A 17,519-nucleotide genomic window follows, 5' to 3' on the forward strand; every position below is an offset into this window, starting at 1 on the left:
GACTTCTCCCTCGGGTCTCGGAACCTGCCGGGGGATGGAGTCACCGGGGGCCCGTCCGGATACGCGAACGGCGCCCCCATCCGACCGGGATCGGGTGGGGGCGCCGTGTCGTGCGCCGGGGTCAGGCCGCGGCGGTCACCTCGGCCGGCTCCAGGGCCAGCTCCAGCACCTCCGCGACGTCGGCGACCGGGTGGATCCGCAGGCCCGTGCGGACCTCGTCGGGCAGGTCGTCGAGGTCGGGCTCGTTGCGCTTCGGGATGATCACGTCGGTCAGGCCCGCCCGGTGCGCGGCCAGCAGCTTCTGCTTGACCCCGCCGATCGGGAGCACCTTGCCCTGCAGCGTGACCTCGCCGGTCATCCCGACCGACGCCTTCACCGGACGCCCGCTGGCCAGCGACGCGAGCGCCGTGGTCATCGTGACGCCCGCGCTCGGCCCGTCCTTCGGGACCGCGCCCGCCGGCACGTGGACGTGCAGCTTGCGCGACGCCAGGTCACCGGCCAGCCCGCGGGAGCGCAGGTAGGACAGCGCGATCGAGACCGACTCCTTCATGACGTCGCCCAGCTGACCGGTGACGATCAGCCCGGCCTCGCCCTCCATCGAGGTGGCCTCGATGAACAGGACGTCACCACCGGCCCCGGTGACGGCGAGCCCCGTCGCGACGCCGGGCACCGAGGTGCGCTCCGCCGACTCCGGCGTGAACTTCGGCCGCCCGAGGAACGTGACGAGCGCGTCGGCGTCGATGTGGATCGGCGCCTCCTTCCCCGAGTCCAGGGCCACGGCGACCTTGCGCAGGGCCTTGGCCAGCCCGCGCTCCAGCTGCCGCACGCCCGCCTCGCGGGTGTACTCGGCCGCGATCATCGACAGCGCGACGTCGGTGAACTCCACGTCGCCGGTGTCGAGCCCGGCCTTCTCGATCTGCCGGGGCAGCAGGTGGTCGCGCGCGATGGCGACCTTCTCCGCCTCGGTGTACCCGTCGAGCGTCACGACCTCCATGCGGTCGAGCAGCGGGCCGGGGATCGTGTCGAACTGGTTGGCCGTGGCCAGGAACAGCACGTCGGACAGGTCGAGGTCGACCTCGAGGTAGTGGTCGCGGAACGTGTGGTTCTGCGCCGGGTCGAGCACCTCGAGCAGCGCCGCGGTCGGGTCGCCGCGGAAGTCGCTGCCGACCTTGTCGATCTCGTCGAGCAGCACGACCGGGTTCATCGAGCCCGCCTCGCGGATGGCCCGGACGATCCGGCCCGGCAGCGCGCCGACGTAGGTGCGGCGGTGGCCGCGGATCTCGGCCTCGTCACGGACGCCGCCCAGCGCCACGCGGACGAACTTCCGGCCCAGCGCGTGCGCGACGGACTCCCCGAGCGAGGTCTTGCCGACCCCGGGGGGCCCGACGAGCGACAGCACCGCACCGGAGCCGCGGCCGCCGACCTTGTCCATGCCCTTGCGGTCGCGCCGGGAGCGGACGGCGAGGAACTCGATCAGCCGCTCCTTGACGTCGTCGAGGCCGGCGTGGTCGGCGTCCAGGATCTCCCGGGCCGCCTTCAGGTCGGCGTTGTCGGTGGTGCTCTCCGTCCACGGGATGTCGAGGACGGTGTCGAGCCAGGTGCGGATCCAGCCCGACTCCGGGCTCTGGTCCGACGCCCGCTCCAGCTTGCCGACCTCGGTCAGCGCGGCCTTGCGGACGTGGTCGGGCAGGTCGGCCGACTCCACGCGGGTGCGGTAGTCCTCGACGCCCTCGGTGTCGTCGTCACCCAGCTCCTTGCGGATCGCGGCCAGCTGCTGGCGCAGCAGGAACTCGCGCTGGGTCTTCTCCATGCCCTCGCGGACGTCGTTCGAGATCTTCTCGGAGACCTCCTGCTCGGCGACGTGCGCCCGCGTCCACTCGACCAGCAGCTCCAGCCGCTTGACGGCGTCGGGCTCGGCGAGCAGCTGGGCCTTGTGCTCCAGGTCGAGGTAGGAGGCCCAGCCCGCGGTGTCGGCGAGCTGGCCGGGGTCGGTGATCTGCTGCACCGAGTCGATGACCTGCCAGGCGCCCCGCTGCTGCAGGATGCCGACGACCAGCGCCTTGTACTCCTTGGCCAGCTCGGTCGCGCGGCCCGTGACGGGGGCGTCCTCGATCGGGGTCGCCTCCACCCACAGCGCGGCACCGGGTCCGGTCACGCCGGAGCCGATCTGCGCGCGGCCCTCGCCGCGCACGACGGCCGCCTTCTCCCCGCTGGGGAGCCGGCCGACCTGCTCGAGGACGGCGATCGTGCCCACGGCGGCGTACTTCCCGTCGAGGCGGGGGACGACCAGAACCTTCCGGTCGACGCTCTGAGCTGCGTCGACCGCTGCCTGGACCTCTGCGTTGTCGAGGCGAACGGGAACCACCATGCCGGGCAGCACCACCGAGTCGGCGAGCGGAAGCACCGGCAGCTTCTGCGTCTCTGTCATGCCCGGTCCAACCGTTACAGCGTTGAACTTGTTCCAGCGTTCAAGGAAGTACGCTGCCGGCGAACGCAGGAACCCTGAGCGGGGTCGGCTCTACCGGCCGAGCCCCCCGATCACCTCGACGCCGGGCAGGCGGGCCGCCAGCGACCCCGGCAGGGCGAGCTTGGAGTGCCGCACCCCCGACCCGATGACGACGGCGGGCGCGGCCGCCACGGCGGCGTCGACCAGCACCGGCCAGTCCTCGGGCAGCCCGATCGGGGTGACGCCCCCGTACTCCATGCCGGTGATCGTCACGGCGTCGTCCATCGGGGCGAAGGAGGCCTTGCGGGCGTCGAGGCGCCTGCGGACCAGCCCGTTGACGTCGGCCCGGGTCGTCGCCAGCACGAGGCACGCGGCGTAGCGGACGGCCTCGCCGCGGCGGCCGGCCACGACGACGCAGTTGGCCGAGCCGTCGAGCGGTGAGCCGTGGGCGGCGCAGAACTCGGCGGTGTCGGCGAGCGTCGGGTCGATCTCCGCGACCCCGACGAGCGCGGCGTCGGCCGGGTCGAGGGCCTTCAGGGCGAGCGCGACGGGGTCGGCGAGCAGGTCGGGCCGGTCGAGGGCCGGCACCGCGTGCAGCGTGCCCAGGACGGACCAGGTCACCAGTGCGGTCCGCCGCCCTGGACACCGACGATCGCCGGCTTCACGTCGACGATGTAGACCAGCGACGCCACGAGCGCGGCCAGCCAGAACAGTGAGCCGCTGCTGCCCAGGCCGCCGTAGAAGACGATGAGGATCAGCACGCTGGCGCCGGTGATGCCGAGCCAGGCGGGCTTGGTGAGCTTGTCGGCGGCGGTGAACGCGTCGGCCCGCTGCATCAGCGCGTGCACGAAGGCGTAACCGCCGACGGGGATCGCGAGCAACCCGATGCCCCACAGGATGTAGTTATCCAGGACATCCAGGAACTCGTACACGTCGTCAATGTACCCGCCGCACCCGGGCAGCACAGCGCCCCCGGGGCGCGGGAGGCTCCGGGGGCGCTGTGACGTCGCGCGGCGACGTTCCGCGTGATCAGCTCGAGGTGGAGCCGTTCGTGGCGCGGCGGGCGGCCGGCTTGCGGGTGGCCGTCTTCGGCGCGGTGCGGTTGGCGGCCTTGCGGCTCACCGAGCGGGTGGTGCTGGCGGCCTCGTCGCCGGCCTCGTTGATCGTGGCGGCGGCGTCCTTGCCCGCCTCCGCGACCTTGCCGGACGCGTCCTCGGCGACCTCGGCGACGGTCTCGGCGGCCTCCGCGGCGAAGTCCTGCGTGGCGCGGGCGGCCTTCTCGCCGACCGAGCGGGTCTGGCGGGTGACCGTCGACAGCGCCTTCTCGGCGACGTCGTGGACCTCGTCCACCGCGGTGTCGACGCGGGCGTCGAGCTTGTCGGTGTAGGTCTCGATGGTGGAGATGGCGTTCTTCACCTGCGGCTGCTTGCGGATGCGGCCCCAGGTCTTCTCGCCGCGCTCGGCGAGGTCGGTGTAGCGCTCCTCGGCGTCGGCGCGCAGGTCGGCGACCAGCTGGCGCAGGCTCTCGGGCGAGAGGCGCTGGGGCAGCTCGGCGGCGCGGTTCGCGGCCTCCTCGGCACGGGCCCGGGCGTCGGCGACGGCCTTGCTCACGCTGGTGACGGCGTAGTCGCCGGCACCGAGGACGGCGAGCAGCGGGGTGCGGGCGACCTCAGCGCGCTCGGCGGCCTGCGCACGCGCCTTGCGGACATCGGTGGAAGTGGGCAGCTGGACGGCCATGGAGGTCACTCCTTGTCTGTGGTTCCGGGTGCGACGGCGTCGTTCTCCCGGCGGAAGGTGGCGTAGATGTCGAGGAGCACCTGCTTCTGGCGCTCCGTCAGGGTCGGATCGGCGAGCACGGCGTCGGTGACGACGCTCGCCGGGCGCTCGTCGAGGATCCCGGCTCTCACGTACAGCGCCTCCGCGGAGATGCGGAGACCCTTCGCGATCTGCTGCAGGATCTCGGCCGACGGCTTGCGCAGGCCCCGCTCGATCTGGCTGAGGTAGGGGTTGCTGACGCCTGCCGTGCGGGCGAGCTGGCGCATCGACACGTCGGCCAGCTCGCGCTGGCTGCGGATGTACGCGCCGATGCCCTCGACGGTCTGACCGACGGCGTGACCGGCGTGCTCGACCACATGGCCGACCTGCTCGACGACGTGACCCACCCGCTCGGTGGATCGGTCCTGCTTGTCGTTCGGGCTCATTCCGCTCACCTCCGTCCCTGTCCCCAGCGACGCTACCCGGCACTGCTAGCAGTTGCAAGCACAGTGCTTGCGCAGGTCGCGTGGCCTCCACCACACCCGGGTACGGTGCGCGGATGACCACCGCACCCCTCACCGGGCAGGCGCCCGCGCTGGCGGCAGTCGCCGCAGGCGGGGCGCTGGGGGCGCTCGGCCGCCACGGGCTGGGGCTCGCGCTGCCGCACCCGGTCGGCTCGTTCCCGTGGGCGACGTTCGCCGTCAATGTCACCGGGTGCCTGCTCATCGGCGTGCTGGTCGTGCTGGTCACCGAGCGCCGGGAGGCGCACCCGCTGGTCCGCCCGCTGCTCGGCACCGGGGTGCTCGGCGGGTACACCACCTTCTCCACCTACGCCGTCGACGCGCACCAGGTGCTGGGCGCCGGACGCCTCGTCGCGGCCGGGGCGTACATCGTCGGCACGCTGGTCGCGGCGCTCGTCGCCACCTGGCTGGGGCTGCGGCTGACCCGCCTGGCCGTGGGGCTCCCCCGGTGACCGCGCTGCTGGTGGTGCTCGGGGCGGCCGTCGGGGCGCCGCTGCGCTACGCGACCGACCGGATCGTGCAGGCGCGGCACTCCACCGGGCTGCCGTGGGGCACGTTCGTCGTCAACGCGGTCGGGTCGTTCGTCCTGGGTCTCGTGGTGGGCGCGAGCGCCTCCCCCGAGGTGACCGCGCTGGTCGGCACCGGGTTCTGCGGCGCGCTCACGACCTACTCGACCTTCGCCCTCGAGACGGTGGCGCTCGGCGAGCGGCGGCGCCGCGGCGCGGCGGTCGCCAACGCCGTCGGCTCGGTGGTGGCGGGCCTCGCCGCGGCCGGTCTCGGCCTGCTGCTCGGCGGCGCCCTCACCTGAGGGGCCGCCCGCTCAGCCGAAGACGACCTGGCTCACCGTGTAGATCGCCAGGCCGGCCAGCGCTCCGACGACCGTGCCGTTGATCCGGATGAACTGCAGGTCGCGGCCCACCTGGAGCTCCACCTTGCGGCTGGTCTCCTCGGCGTCCCAGCGCGACACGGTGTCGGTGATCAGCGTCGTGATCTCGCCGCGGTAGTGCCGCACGACGTAGCCCGCGGCGTCGGCGAGCCAGCCGTCGAGCTTGGCGCGCAGCGCGTCGTCGGAGTTGAGGCGCGCCCCGAACGACAGCAGCCCGTCGCGCACGCGCAGCCGCAGCGCGCTCGACGGATCGGCCGCCGCGTCCAGGATCAGGCCCTTCACCACGCCCCACGCGCCGCCGATGAACTTCTGCACGTCGGGGTGCGCCACGATCTGCACCTTGATCTTCTCGGCGCGTTCGATGGTCTCCGGGTCGTTCTGCAGGTCGGCCGCGAACTCGTCGAGGTAGCGGTCGACGGCGAGCCGCAGGGGGTGCTGCGGGTCGGTCTTGACGGCCCACGCGAACGTCTGGACCTCCAGGAACACGCGGTCGGCGATGAGGTCGTCGACGAACCGCGGCGACCACGACGGCGCGCGCTCGTGCACCACCCGCAGCACCATCTCCTGGTTCTGCGAGACCCAGTCGTACGCGCGGTCGATGACCAGGTCGACGAGCTTGTGGTGCGACTGGTCGGCGAGGATCCCCTCCAGCACCGTGCCCAGGGGCGGCCCGACCTGCCGCTCCATCAGCTTGCGCACGAGGACCTGCTCGATGACCTCCTGCACGTCCTCGTCGCGCAGGACGGTGACGACGCCGCGCGCGGCCGTGGCGAGCTCCGCGGTGACGCGGTCGGCGTTGGCCTCCTGCCCGATCCACGCCCCGACCCGGGAGGAGACCTCGACGCGGGCCAGCTTGTCGCGGACGACGTCCTCGGCGAGGAAGTTCTCGCCGACGAAGTCACCGAGGCTGTCGCCGATCATGTCCTTCTTGGTGGGGATGATCGCCGTGTGCGGGATCGGCAGCCCGAGCGGGCGGCGGAACAGCGCGGTGACCGCGAACCAGTCGGCCAGCGCGCCGACCATCGCGGCCTCCGCGGTGGCGCGGACGTAGGCGATCCAGACCGGGCCGTCGGCCGACTCCCACCAGCGCGACGCCAGGAAGATCACCGTGGCGAGCAGCAGCAGGCCCGTGGCCAGCGACTTCATCTTCCGGAGGTCGCGGGCCTTCGTGGCGGGGTCCATGGACCCGATGCCGAGCCCGACCTCCACCACCGGCCGGGAACGGGGCACGGGTGCCGCCGTTCGGGTGTTCTGCGAGGTCTGCACGAACCCATAGTGCCCGCGTGCGCGAACCCCCGTGTGACCGGACGCGTTCCGGTCGATGCCTCCCGGGGACGTGTTGCCCCCACGACTCCGGGAGGCATCATCGCGCCCGGGCACCGCCTGGTCATGACCGGGGCCGATGGTGATCCACCGGCCCCGGCCAGGTTCGGGGTGCGGCCGCGCCGGGAGGGAGAAGTGCCCCCTCCGGGCGCCGCACCTCGCCGGACGGTCCGGCGGTCCCGGCGCGACCCGACGGGTCGCTGCAGCGGGACCGACCGGTCCGGCTACGCGGCCCCCGTCAGGACCGCATCCCCGCCACGGCGGCAGCGGCGGGCCGCTGGGCGCCCGGATGCCTGTCGTGGTCGGCCCGCCACCGAACACTCTCCGTAGCGGCGGGGACGATCAGCTCGGCCGAGGGCAGCAGGTACCCGGTGAGGGCCGGAGCCACCCGCCAGTGCACCCAGCCGTCGGGGACCTGCGACGGCGGCGCGAGCACGGAGCCGCCCGTCGAGTGCAGCACGACGCCCTCCGCCGCGAGGAGATCGGCGGGCGGAACGGCGCCCGGGGCCATCGGGTACCACCACGACCCGGTGGGCGTCCCGGCCACCGGGACGACGATGTCCACCGCCCGGAGCTGGGCACAGATGCCGCGGCCGACGACGGCGGGCACCTCCAGCACGTCGAGCGTGGTGCCCGTGACGAGGCGCAGCGCAGTGGCCGACTCCTCGATCACCGGCCACCCGTGGACGGTGAACTCCCGCGCCGCCGCGCGCAGCTCCGCACCGTGAACCGTGCGGTAGCTGTCCCAGCCCGGCATGTCTCACTCCCCTTGCCTCGATGTCGTCCTGTGACACTCAACACCAACATCGGCACGCGGAGACGCACCTGGAGTCCCCGAGCGGCGACCGTGCGTGACTTCGGGACGAGTGGAACGGCGCACCGTCGGGCGACGCAGGGCGACCGCGGGGCAGCGGGCGACCGGTCCACGCCGGCGGGCCGACGGCTACTCCGATCGGTCGACGGACCGGTCGCCGTCCGGCCGCCGTCGACCAGCGGCTGCGCCGAGGGCCCGGTGCTTGCCAGGATCACCCCATGTTGATGGTCACCGGAGCAACGGGCTTCCTGGGCAGCGCACTCGTCGAGCTGGCGGTGCGCCGGGGGCTGGAGGTCCGGGCGGCCGTCCGGGACGCCGACCGGGCGCGGGCCCTGCTGCCCGCGGGGGTGGACGTCGTCGTGGCCGCCCTGGACGACCTCGACGGGCTCACCCGCGCCGCGCGGGGCTGCACCGGCGTGCTCCACCTCGCCGGCTCCGTCGGGCACTCGGCGGAGGAGACCCGCCGCGCCAACGTCGACGGCACGCGGACGGCGCTCGCTGCGGCGACGGCCGCAGGGGCGGAGCGGTTCGTCTGCACCAGCAGCAGCGCGGCGATCATCGACGCGGACGGGCTGGTGGCGGAGGAGCCGACGGGCCCGCCCGCGCTGACCGACCCGTACTCGACGAGCAAGGCCGAGGCGGAGCGGATCGTCCTGGGCGCCGACGGGATCGGGGCGATCGTCGTCAACCCCGTCAACATCTACGGGCCGAGTCCGCAGGGACCGCACTCCTACAACGGGCTGTTCCTCGCCGCGGCCCGCGGCGAGGTGCCCGCCGTCGTCGACGCGACGGTGGGCTGGGTGCTCGCCGAGGACGCGGCGCTGGGCCACCTGCTCGCGCTCGAGCACGGCACCCCGGGGCGGCGCTACGTCCTGTGCGGGGGGACCGCGACCTTCGGGCACGTGCTGCACACCTTCGCCGGGCACGTCGGCGGGGGGCGGGTGGAGGTGCTGCCACCCGGGTCGGCGCTCGGGGACGGCGCGGGGACGTTCGCGCGGCGCTCCGAGGTCTACGGGCACTTCCCGCCGGTGCGGGTGGACGACCGGGGCGCCCGCGGACTGGGGTTCGCGCCGCGCGGTGTCGACGAGGGCCTGGCGCTGACCGCGCAGTGGCTCGCCGGTTCCTGACCCCGCAGACGCCGGAGCCGGCGACCCCGAGGGGATCGCCGGCTCCGGAACCTCAGCCCTGGGGACCTCAGATGGGGCGGACCGTGTCGGCCTGCGGGCCCTTGGCGCCCTGGCTCGACTCGAAGTCGACGCGCTGGTTCTCCTCGAGCGTACGGAACCCGTCCGTCTGGATCGCGGAGTAGTGGACGAAGACGTCCGGACCGTTGTCGTCGGTCGCGATGAAGCCGAAGCCCTTTTCGGCGTTGAACCACTTGACGGTGCCCTGCGGCATACCTGATCTCCCACACGTGAAGCGGACCCGGACGGCACTGTGCCGACCGGGGGCTGCGGGGTGGGGCACGGAACGGCGAGCGTGCGACGCCCGTGAAGCCCACCGTCACTTTCCACGGACGCTTCACAACGAGCGAGGAAGACACGACTGCAACCGCGCGGAAACCTATCACGCGGCTCCGGGGCTCCGAGGGCCCCGCGAAGATCGCCACCCGGCCCGCGGACCAGCCCGGATGCCATCACCCACGGTGAGAGGAACGCCCCGACACACCTACGGAAGGTGACGATCTTGATCTTTCGGGGGACGTCGGACAACTCCCACCTCGACGGGTGACCGGGAGCCCGTCCCAGGTCGCCCCACCGGGCAACGGGCGGCGCGTCGGGCGGACCGCGGCGTGTCGCCACCCCGACGGGGTACCCCGATGCGGTGGACGTGCCGCCCGCGGTGACCCAGAGACGCGTCCGGGGCGCCGGCCGCGGGCCGCGCGGCGCCGTCGCACCCTGGCGTCCGAATGGTGCCGCGCGCATCATTCCGCCCGTCACGTCCGTCGAATTCTCGGGGAGGGCTCCTGTGCGGAGTCGGAGATTTGTCCTAGCGATCATCGCCGTATCGGCGAGCGGCGCCCTCGCCGTCATCGGCGCCACCGGCGCGTACGCCGCCACACCGGAGCAGGTGATCCCGGAGGTCCCGGAGCCGCCGACCCCGGTCGGCGGACTGCTCAACGGGCTGCTGGTCACCCTGCAGGACCTGCTGCCCGACGTCCTCGGCGGCACGGTGCCGACCGACACCGCGCTCGTGCCAGTCCCGGGGGGCGTCGCGGCGGTGCCCGCCGCACCCGCCCTGCCCGCCGCGCCCGCCGTGCCCGCACTCCCGGCCGCCGCGCCCGCACTCCCGGCCGCACCCGGCCTGCCTGCCGTCGGGGAGCAGATCCCGGAGCCGCCGGTCCCGACGCCACCGGTGTCCGACCCGTGCGCGGTGGTGCCCGCCGACCCCACCGATCCCTCCGCCGCCGGTCCCGGCCTCGTCCCGCCCGTTCCCGCGGCTCCGGGCGTCCCCGCCGACGTCCCGGCCCTGCCCGCGGACCCCGCGCTCCCGGCGGAGCCGGCGCTGCCCGCCGATCCGGCCCTGCCCGCCGATCCGGCGGCGGTCGACCCCGCGGCGATCGACCCGTCCGTGATCGACCCGGCCACCGGGCTCCCGGTCGGCTGCCCGCCGGTCGGCGACCTGCCGGCCGACGTGCCGGCGCTGCCGGACCCGGCCGCCGGCCTGCCCGCGGTGCCGGAGCCCGCCCTGCCCGAACCGGCCCTGCCCGATCCCGCCCTGCCCGATCCCGCCCTGCCCGGACCCGCGGTCCCGGACCCGGCCCTGCCCGCCCCGGCGCTCCCGGCCGCCCCGGCCGGGCTGCCCGCGCCGACGGGCTGACCGCAGGGCCCTGAAGAATTGCGCCGGCCGGCCCCTTTCCCGGCCGGCCGGCGCAATTCAGGAATGGTCGGGCGACGCCGTCAGGAATCGGGGGCGAGCGGCCCGGTGAGGCCGCTGTCGAGCGCCCGGAACACCCGGTCGAGCAGATCCCGCAACTCACCGTCGCCGTGGCCGAGCCACCGCTCGTACGCGGCGAGCGCGACACCGAGGCTCGCGTGGCCGACCGCCTGGGGCACGAGGTCGTCGCTGGACATCCCGAGCCGCCCCGCCACGTAGTCGGCGACGACCCGGCGCCAGGCCGCGTAGCGCAGCGTCGAGTGGGCCTGCAGGGCGGGTGTGTCGAGGATCAGGCGCAGCCGGCTGCGGTGCCAGTGCTGCTCCTCCACGGGCACCTCGTTGAAGTCGAGCACCGCGGCCCGCACCCCGTCCATCACGGGCAGGTCGGGCGGCAGCGCGGCGAAGGTGGCCCGCATCCGGTCGAGCTGCTCGTCGAACGCGCCCCACGGGATGTCGTTCTTGGAGGCGTAGTAGCGGAAGACGGTGCGGCGGCCGATCCCGGCCGCGGCGGCGATGTCGTCGACGGTGGTGGTGTCGAAGCCGCGACGGGTGAACATGTCGAGCGCGATGTGCTCGATCTCGACGCGGGACGTGACGGGGCGCCGACCGGCCCGACGGGATCCGGCCGCGGCTTCCCCGGTGTGCGTGGACATCGGCCCTTCCTCGGGCGCTCCGTGCTCGGCACCCACCCAGATCGTGCCACGGCCGGCCGATCAGGACCCGTGCACGGGGCTCCTCGACGCCGATCCGCCCGGCTCGTCGACGGCGTGCAGCCCGTGCCGCACCAGGTTGCGTCCCGCGGCCTTCGCCGCGTACAGCGCGGCGTCGGCCACCTCGAGCAGCCGGTCGAGGTCGGCGCCGTCGGCCGGGTAGGTGGACACGCCGACCGACACCGACACGTCGTCGATGACCGTGGACCCGCCCGACACCGCGACCTCGGTGCGCAGCTCGCCGATCCGGCGGCGGATCCGGTCGGCCACCGCGCCCGCGCTCGTGTGCAGGTCGTCCACGTCGGCCGCGGCGAGCAGCACGACGAACTCCTCGCCGCCGAAGCGCCCGACGAGGTCGTGGTCGCGGACCTCGGCGCGCAGCGCGGCGCCGATGCCGGAGAGCACCTGGTCGCCCGCGAGGTGGCCGTAGCGGTCGTTGACGACCTTGAAGTGGTCGATGTCGATGAGCAGGACGGCGACGGTGCCACCGGAGTTGCGGGCCGCACGCAGCGCCAGGTCGGCCTGCAGCCGCCAGGACGCCGCGTTGAGCAGACCGGTCTTCGCGTCGGTGCTGGCCGCCTCCTCCAGCTGACGGACCAGGACGGTGCGGTGCAGCACGACCAGCGGCGGCAGCACCAGCACCGCCAGCGCGACCCCGAACGCCGAGACGGCCGCCGCGACCACCGCGCCCAGCGTGAGGGTGGTGAGCTCGAGCAGGAGCTCGTCGCGGTGCCCGACCGCCCGGCGCCAGGACGTGCCCGATCCGCTCATCCGGATCGCGACGACGACGAGGACCAGGTTGACCAGGCCGTAGGTCAGGACCGCGAGGGCGACGAGGACCAGGCCGACCGCCGAGCGGAACGGGTCGGCCCCGCCGCCCAGCCCGGCGACGGACGCCGCGGCGTGCACGGCGAGGACCACCGTGGCCGTGCTGAACACGACCCGGTGCACCGGGAACCCCGACGGGCGCCAGGCCCGCAGGTACAGGTGCAGGTAGACGAGCAGGACCACGGCGGTGGCCAGGCAGCCGGGGAGGAGCAGCGCGGCCGCGAACGTCCACACCGAGCTGAGGTCGAGGTGCGGGGTCTGGTCGACGCGCCGGCGCATCCGCTCGACGCCCAGCGCCGACTCGGTGTGCACCATGCCGAGGAGCGCGAGGACCGCGACCGTCCAGAGCCCGGTGGCGGTGACGTCCGGCGGGGAGACGACACCGTCGACCACGACGACGAGGACCGCGAGGATCTCCACCGACACCAGGACGGCGACGAGCCGGCGCGGTACGGACCGGATGGCCCACCTCGCCGACCCGATCGACCGATCCGGTGACGGTGGCATGCCCCGTGCTCCCCCTCGTCCACGAACGGGGCACGGTAAGGCGCCCCTTACGGGTGATGGTAGCGGCCGGCGCGTGATGTCGTCAGCCGTCAGTCAAAGCGGTAGTCGAAGTCATCGTCCTCCACGTCGTCGCCCGAGGAGTCGTCGCGGTCGCCGTCGTCGTCGTCCTCGTCGAGGACGGCCGGGTCGGTCCGCTCGTCGAAGACCCCGTCGCCGTCGTCGAGGTGGAGCACGGCGGTGAGGTCGTCGTCGTCACCGGTGGCGGGGACGGGCTCGGTGAGGGTGACCGTGACGGGGCCCGCCTGACCGGGCTGCACCGGGGCGGAGCCGAGGACGCGGCCGTCGGAGTCGTCGTCGGTGCGGATCACGACCCAGCCGGGACCCGCGGTGACCCGGGCCTCCCGGACGACGACCGTGCGGCCGTCGCCGGACTGGTCGTCGGCGTCGACGGTCGCGCCGGGGTCGGCCACCGGGGCCACGCCGCGGGCGGTGGTCGCGGGGGCCGGCGCGGTGGTGGCCGGGGCGACCTGGGGTGCGGCCACAGGGGCGACCGGGGTCTCGGCGGCACCGGATCCGCACCCGGCGAGGAGCGCGGTACCGGCGGCGAGGGCGAGGAGCGTCGTCTTCTTCATGGCACCGAGTCCACCGTCCGGGTGTGAGACCCCGCTGAGCTGATTCTGAGACGGGTCTCATCTGGCACCCTCACCGATCCGACCGGTCCACCCCCACGCCCGACCGCGCGGTGGTGGCGTCGACGACGACATCGCGTACGTCCCGCCGTGGGGTCCGACCCGGCGCGGGTCGCCCGCGCACGGCGCACTGCTCGCCCGGCGCTGCCCGGGTGCCGAGCTGCGGCTCCGCGTCGGTGCGGCCCCTGTCTCGGCGCTCGGGAGCGCCGCGCGGGAGCTGGAGCGGCTGCGGGCCGCCTAGCTGTCCCACCGACGGAGGTTGGTGACGCGGGGGCGGACACGCAGGATCGATGATCTTGCGTAAGGGAGGACCTCCAGGCGGAGTGTGGAGCTGCTGAAGGCGACCACACCACCGGCTCTGGAGGTCCTCGTGCCGCACCGTAATGCCCCGCTGACCGTCGAGGGCAGACGACGGTTGTGCGAGCGTGTCGACCGGGCCGGGCCCGCGCGCATGTCGCGGCCGAGGCCGGGATCTCCCGTCAGTGCCCCTCGACCTGGCACCGCCGGTGGCAGGTGCAGGGCGAGGACGGTCTGATCGACCGGTCCAGTCGTCCGCACCGCTCCCCGAACCGGACCCCCGCTGCGGTCGAGGCCCGGATCGAGCAGATCCGCCGCGACCGCAAACTCGGACCCGAGCGGATCGCCCACGAACTGCGCCGCACCGACGCCACGGTGATCTCGCCGTCCGGGGTGCACCGGGTCCTGGTCCGGCTCGGGATCAGCCGGCTCCGTGACCTCGATCCGCCGACCGGGCAACAACTACGCCATGCCGATCCGGCCACCACGGTGGCAGGTCCGAACCGGTGGCGCCGCTACGAACGCGCCCGCCCCGGCGAGCTGGTCCACATCGATGTGAAGAAGCTCGGCCGGATCCGGGACGGTGGCGGGTGGTGGGCCCACGGCCGCGACAGCGCCCAGTCACGGGCCGCCCGGACCGGGCCGCGGGTGGGTTACGACTACGTCCACGTCGCGGTCGATGACCACTCCCGCCTGGCCTACGTCGAAGTCCTCGACAGCGAGAACGCCACAGCCTGCACCGGGTTCCTGCGCCGGGCCGCGGCGTTCTACGCCGGTTACGGGATCACCGTGGAACGGGTGATGACCGACAACGCCATGGCCTACCGCCGCAGCCGCGACTTCGCCGCAGCCCTGGCCGAGCTCGGCGCGACCCACAAACTGATCAAACCCCGCTGTCCATGGACCAACGGCAAAGCCGAACGGTTCAACCGCACCCTGGCCCTGGAATGGGCCTACGCCGCGGTCTATGACTCCAGCACCGCGCGTGTCGCCTCGCTCCCGGCCTGGCTCCACGGCTACAACCATCACCGGCCCCACACCGCGCTCGGTGGACACCCACCCGCCCACCGCGTCAACAACCTCTGTCCCGGGGACACCTAGCCGACCTTCGCCGCCTCGCGCATGCGGTCCAGCACCGCGTCCTGCTCCGGCGTGGTCGGGCGACCGGCCGCCGGCGAGGCCCCGCCCTTGTCCCGGTTCATCAGGAGCGGGATGTCGGGCTGGCCGTCCTCGGAGACCCGGGCCGTGGACCACCGCGAGAAGACGCGGTCCTCCACGTCCTGGGCGTCGATGACGGACAGCCGCTCGTGGCGCTTGTCCTTCTCGATGTGGTCGTAGAGCGCGCGGACGGCCGACTCCTCACCCTCAAGGGTCTGGACGAACCAGTCGCCGTCGATCAGCAGCGCACCGGTGATGTCGGCCTTCTTGTTCTGCGACCGGGCGACGCTGAAGATCGCTCCCAGCTCGCTCTTCAGCTGGTCGGCCGGGATGCGGTTGTGACTGCGGTAGATCAGGCGGAACGGCAATTCACGTCTCCTTCGACGCCCGGCTCGCATGTGGGTCGGATCACATGCGTGCACGAGCATCGGGGACGGGGTCGACCCCCGGAGTCTCAGTTTGCGACTGCTCCGACCCCTGCCGTCCGGGCGCCGGATCAGGGCGCGAGGTGCTGGACGAACCAGTCCCTCGCGGCCGGGCCGGACGCGTCGAACCCGTCGACGTAGGCGTCGAAGTGCCCGCCGGGCAGGATCTGCAGCCGCTTCGGCTCGCGGGCCCTCTCGTAGGCGGCGATCGCCAGGTCGGTCGGGGTGAGCACGTCGTTCTGCGCGGGCATCAGCAGCAGCGGCGTCGGGCTGATGTAGGGCACGTAGCTGATCGGCTCGTACTCGGTGAACATCTCGACGCTGCGCAGGGTCACCTCGTTGCGCCAGGACGGCGCGCGCAGCTCGTGGGTGTCGGTGAACCAGGTGTAGGAGTCCGGGGTGGGCAGGGCCGAGGGGGCCAGCGGGTCCTTGTCGACGACCGGCACCATGCCGGGCTCCGCGCCCCCGTGGCGGGCGAGGCGGTCGGCGTCGAACAGGGCGCGGAAGCCGTCGATGAAGTCCGCCCGGACCAGCGCCCGGAAGTTGTCGTGCCCGGACACCAGCGGCACCTGCGCGACCACGGCCTTCACCCGGCGGTCGATGGCCGCGACCACGAGCACGTGACCGCCGGAGTACGACGAGCCCCAGACCCCGATCCGGTCCCCGTCGACCTCGGGCAGGGTGAGCGCGTGGGTGATGGCGTGCCGGTAGTCGCGGACCTGCGCCCACGGGTCGATCTCCTGGCGCGGCTCGCCGTCGCTGGCCCCGAAGTTGCGGTTGTCGAACACGAGGGCGTTCAGCCCGGCGGCGGCGAACGTCTCCGCGTACCGGTCCAGGTACATCTCCTTGACCGCGGAGAACCCGTGCGCCATGACGACGGTCGGCGCCGCCCCCGAGGCACCCTCCGCCCCGTAGAACCAGCCGCGCAGGGTCACGCCCTCGGCGTCGAACTCCACGTCCCGTCGGGCCATCGTCGGTCTCCTTCGTGAGAGGGGTGCACGACGCGGAGGAGGTCTCGACTCAGCCCCGGGCCGCTGTGACCCCAGTCTCACCCGGGCGGGACCGGGCTCCTTGCACCTGCACGACAGGAACTTGGACGGAGCCGCCAACCGTGCGCGCCGCCGAGCGGTACTCCCGCGGCGAGGAGCCGTAGTGCGCCTTGAAGCTGCGGGTGAAGTGGCTGGGGTCGGAGAAGCCCCAGCGGTGGGCGATCGCCGAGACCGGCAGGTCCGAGTCCGTCAGGTCCTCGCGGGCCCGCGCGAGCCGGCGCACCCGGATCACCTCGCCGACGGTCTGCCCGGTGGCGTTGAAGATCCTGTTGACGGTGCGCACCGAGACGCCGTGCGCGGCCGCGACGGCGGTGGGGGTGACGGTGCCGTCGAGCAGGTGGCGCTCGATGTAGCGGTCCATGGCCGCCCGCAGCGCCGGTTGCGCCGCGCTCGTCGACGGCACGTCGCCGTCGACCCGCAGGGCACCGGTCAGCAGTTCCAGCGTCGCGTTCCGGGCCGCGGCGACCGCGGGCGTGCCGAGCGCGGGCAGTGCCGTGCTCAGGGCGTCGAGGTAGGAGACGAGCAGCCGGGTGGCCGGCGCGTCGCCGTCGAGCATCACCCCGGCCGCGGTCCGGGCCCGCCCGCCGACCTCGTCCAGCGCGGCGCGCGGGATGAGCAGGCTGCGCTTGGCCAGCGGCTCCCACACCGCGAACCGCGCCGCCGTGGTGCTGTCCCACACCACCGCGTCGCCGGGCCGCAGCTCCGCCTCGGCGTCGCCCTGGCTGACGGTCTCCCGCCCGGCCCGGGTCATCAGGACGACGACGAACTCGCCGTCGGTGTCGCCGATCTGGCGGCGCTGCCGCGTCCCGGAGCACGGGCCGCACTCGCAGTCGACCAGGGCCAGGTCGTCGATCCACCACCGGCGGACCCACGCCTCGAAGGGCGGTCCGTCGTGGTCCGGGTCGATGCGCACCGACCAGGGCAGGTGCGTCGCGGACAGCATCCGCTCCCACTCGCCCGGCTCGCCGCGGGTGCTCGTGGACCAGTACTCGCCGGCCGGCTCGCCCATCCGACACCCTCCCGCTCGACCTCGCCGTCGAACTGCGCCCGCACGGGGCCGGGTGCGCGTTCCCCGGTCGGGACGGGTGATGTCGCAGACGCTACCGATGCACCACGGCCGGGACCAGCACGTCGACGCGCGTAACCGCCGGACGCGGGACCGCGCCGGGGTGGGGGGAGAGCCGCCGCGGGACGGGCCCGCTGGTCGGGAAGGTGGCCAGGGGCGGGGTCGAAC

Annotated in this window: 18 protein-coding genes and 1 pseudogene; 5 read left to right on the top strand and 14 right to left on the bottom strand. The window is 73.8% G+C overall.

The window, feature by feature from the left end; genetic code table 11:
* Nucleotides 1–121: 121 nt before the first annotated feature.
* The 5 genes from lon to H6H00_RS05390 form a co-directional block, all read right to left on the bottom strand.
* On the bottom strand, nt 122–2,428 hold the full coding sequence (gene lon / locus H6H00_RS05370) for an endopeptidase La (RefSeq protein WP_185720242.1): 2,307 nt from the start codon (nt 2,426–2,428) through the stop codon (nt 122–124).
* Between the two features lie 90 nt (nt 2,429–2,518).
* The gene (locus H6H00_RS05375) at nt 2,519–3,070 is read right to left on the bottom strand and encodes a YbaK/EbsC family protein (protein ID WP_185722181.1); all 552 of its coding nucleotides are present in this window, start codon (nt 3,068–3,070) and stop codon (nt 2,519–2,521) included.
* Nucleotides 3,064–3,366: a DUF2516 family protein gene (locus H6H00_RS05380; RefSeq protein ID WP_185722182.1), complete on the bottom strand. Its 303-nt coding sequence runs from the start codon at nt 3,364–3,366 to the stop codon at nt 3,064–3,066. The genes H6H00_RS05375 and H6H00_RS05380 overlap by 7 nt, the downstream gene beginning before the upstream one ends.
* Nucleotides 3,367–3,475: 109 nt before the next feature.
* Nucleotides 3,476–4,183 carry a hypothetical protein gene (locus H6H00_RS05385; RefSeq protein WP_185720243.1) on the bottom strand — a complete coding sequence of 236 codons (708 nt, stop codon included), beginning with the start codon at nt 4,181–4,183 and terminating at the stop codon, nt 3,476–3,478.
* A gap of 5 nt (nt 4,184–4,188) precedes the next feature.
* Nucleotides 4,189–4,647 (bottom strand): helix-turn-helix domain-containing protein, encoded by a 459-nt coding sequence (locus H6H00_RS05390; protein WP_185720244.1) that lies wholly within the window; start codon nt 4,645–4,647, stop codon nt 4,189–4,191.
* 113 nt (nt 4,648–4,760) lie between these two features.
* Between H6H00_RS05390 and crcB (H6H00_RS05395) the strand changes: the two genes are divergently transcribed.
* Nucleotides 4,761–5,174, top strand: coding sequence for a fluoride efflux transporter CrcB (gene crcB, locus H6H00_RS05395; protein WP_185720245.1), 414 nt, complete (start codon nt 4,761–4,763; stop codon nt 5,172–5,174).
* Entirely contained in the window at nt 5,171–5,530 is a 360-nt protein-coding gene (gene crcB / locus H6H00_RS05400) for a fluoride efflux transporter CrcB (RefSeq protein WP_185720246.1), read from the top strand. Before crcB (H6H00_RS05395) ends, crcB (H6H00_RS05400) begins: the two co-directional genes overlap by 4 nt.
* A 12-nt stretch (nt 5,531–5,542) precedes the next feature.
* On the opposite strand, the gene H6H00_RS05405 is transcribed toward crcB (H6H00_RS05400), so the two are convergent.
* Entirely contained in the window at nt 5,543–6,790 is a 1,248-nt protein-coding gene (locus tag H6H00_RS05405; protein ID WP_185722183.1) for a DUF445 domain-containing protein, read from the bottom strand.
* A gap of 379 nt (nt 6,791–7,169) precedes the next feature.
* Nucleotides 7,170–7,688, bottom strand: a complete 519-nt coding sequence (locus tag H6H00_RS05410) for a bifunctional DNA primase/polymerase (RefSeq protein WP_185720247.1) — start codon at nt 7,686–7,688, stop codon at nt 7,170–7,172.
* 275 nt (nt 7,689–7,963) lie between these two features.
* Between H6H00_RS05410 and H6H00_RS05415 the strand changes: the two genes are divergently transcribed.
* Complete coding sequence (locus H6H00_RS05415; protein ID WP_185720248.1) at nt 7,964–8,872, top strand: NAD-dependent epimerase/dehydratase family protein; 909 nt, start codon at nt 7,964–7,966, stop codon at nt 8,870–8,872.
* Between the two features lie 67 nt (nt 8,873–8,939).
* Here the strand turns inward: H6H00_RS05415 and H6H00_RS05420 are convergent, their stop codons facing one another.
* Complete coding sequence (locus H6H00_RS05420; RefSeq protein ID WP_141279928.1) at nt 8,940–9,143, bottom strand: cold-shock protein; 204 nt, start codon at nt 9,141–9,143, stop codon at nt 8,940–8,942.
* 672 nt (nt 9,144–9,815) lie between these two features.
* On the opposite strand from H6H00_RS05420, the gene H6H00_RS05425 reads away from it, so the two are divergent.
* The gene (locus tag H6H00_RS05425; RefSeq protein ID WP_185720249.1) at nt 9,816–10,565 is read left to right on the top strand and encodes a hypothetical protein; all 750 of its coding nucleotides are present in this window, start codon (nt 9,816–9,818) and stop codon (nt 10,563–10,565) included.
* 80 nt (nt 10,566–10,645) lie between these two features.
* Here the strand turns inward: H6H00_RS05425 and mftR are convergent, their stop codons facing one another.
* The 3 genes from mftR to H6H00_RS05440 form a co-directional block, all read right to left on the bottom strand.
* Complete coding sequence (mftR, locus tag H6H00_RS05430) at nt 10,646–11,275, bottom strand: mycofactocin system transcriptional regulator MftR (RefSeq protein WP_185720250.1); 630 nt, start codon at nt 11,273–11,275, stop codon at nt 10,646–10,648.
* A 60-nt stretch (nt 11,276–11,335) separates the two neighbouring features.
* Nucleotides 11,336–12,667 (bottom strand): GGDEF domain-containing protein, encoded by a 1,332-nt coding sequence (locus tag H6H00_RS05435; protein WP_185720251.1) that lies wholly within the window; start codon nt 12,665–12,667, stop codon nt 11,336–11,338.
* 89 nt (nt 12,668–12,756) lie between these two features.
* Nucleotides 12,757–13,299: a DUF7282 domain-containing protein gene (locus H6H00_RS05440; protein WP_185720252.1), complete on the bottom strand. Its 543-nt coding sequence runs from the start codon at nt 13,297–13,299 to the stop codon at nt 12,757–12,759.
* A 427-nt stretch (nt 13,300–13,726) separates the two neighbouring features.
* On the opposite strand from H6H00_RS05440, the pseudogene H6H00_RS05445 reads away from it, so the two are divergent.
* A pseudogene (locus H6H00_RS05445) lies at nt 13,727–14,754 on the top strand (IS481 family transposase).
* On the opposite strand, the gene H6H00_RS05450 reads toward H6H00_RS05445, so the two are convergent.
* The 3 genes from H6H00_RS05450 to H6H00_RS05460 all read right to left on the bottom strand — a co-directional run bounded on the left by H6H00_RS05450 (nt 14,751) and on the right by H6H00_RS05460 (nt 17,294).
* On the bottom strand, nt 14,751–15,179 hold the full coding sequence (locus H6H00_RS05450; RefSeq protein ID WP_185720253.1) for a BLUF domain-containing protein: 429 nt from the start codon (nt 15,177–15,179) through the stop codon (nt 14,751–14,753). The pseudogene H6H00_RS05445 and the gene H6H00_RS05450 sit on opposite strands and share 4 nt — an antisense overlap.
* A gap of 128 nt (nt 15,180–15,307) precedes the next feature.
* Nucleotides 15,308–16,207, bottom strand: a complete 900-nt coding sequence (locus H6H00_RS05455) for an alpha/beta hydrolase (protein ID WP_185720254.1) — start codon at nt 16,205–16,207, stop codon at nt 15,308–15,310.
* Nucleotides 16,208–16,256: 49 nt separating this feature from the next.
* Complete coding sequence (locus H6H00_RS05460) at nt 16,257–17,294, bottom strand: helix-turn-helix domain-containing protein (RefSeq protein ID WP_185720255.1); 1,038 nt, start codon at nt 17,292–17,294, stop codon at nt 16,257–16,259.
* Nucleotides 17,295–17,519: the final 225 nt, after the last annotated feature.

The organism is Pseudonocardia petroleophila, assembly GCF_014235185.1.
Classification (GTDB): domain Bacteria; phylum Actinomycetota; class Actinomycetes; order Mycobacteriales; family Pseudonocardiaceae; genus Pseudonocardia; species Pseudonocardia petroleophila.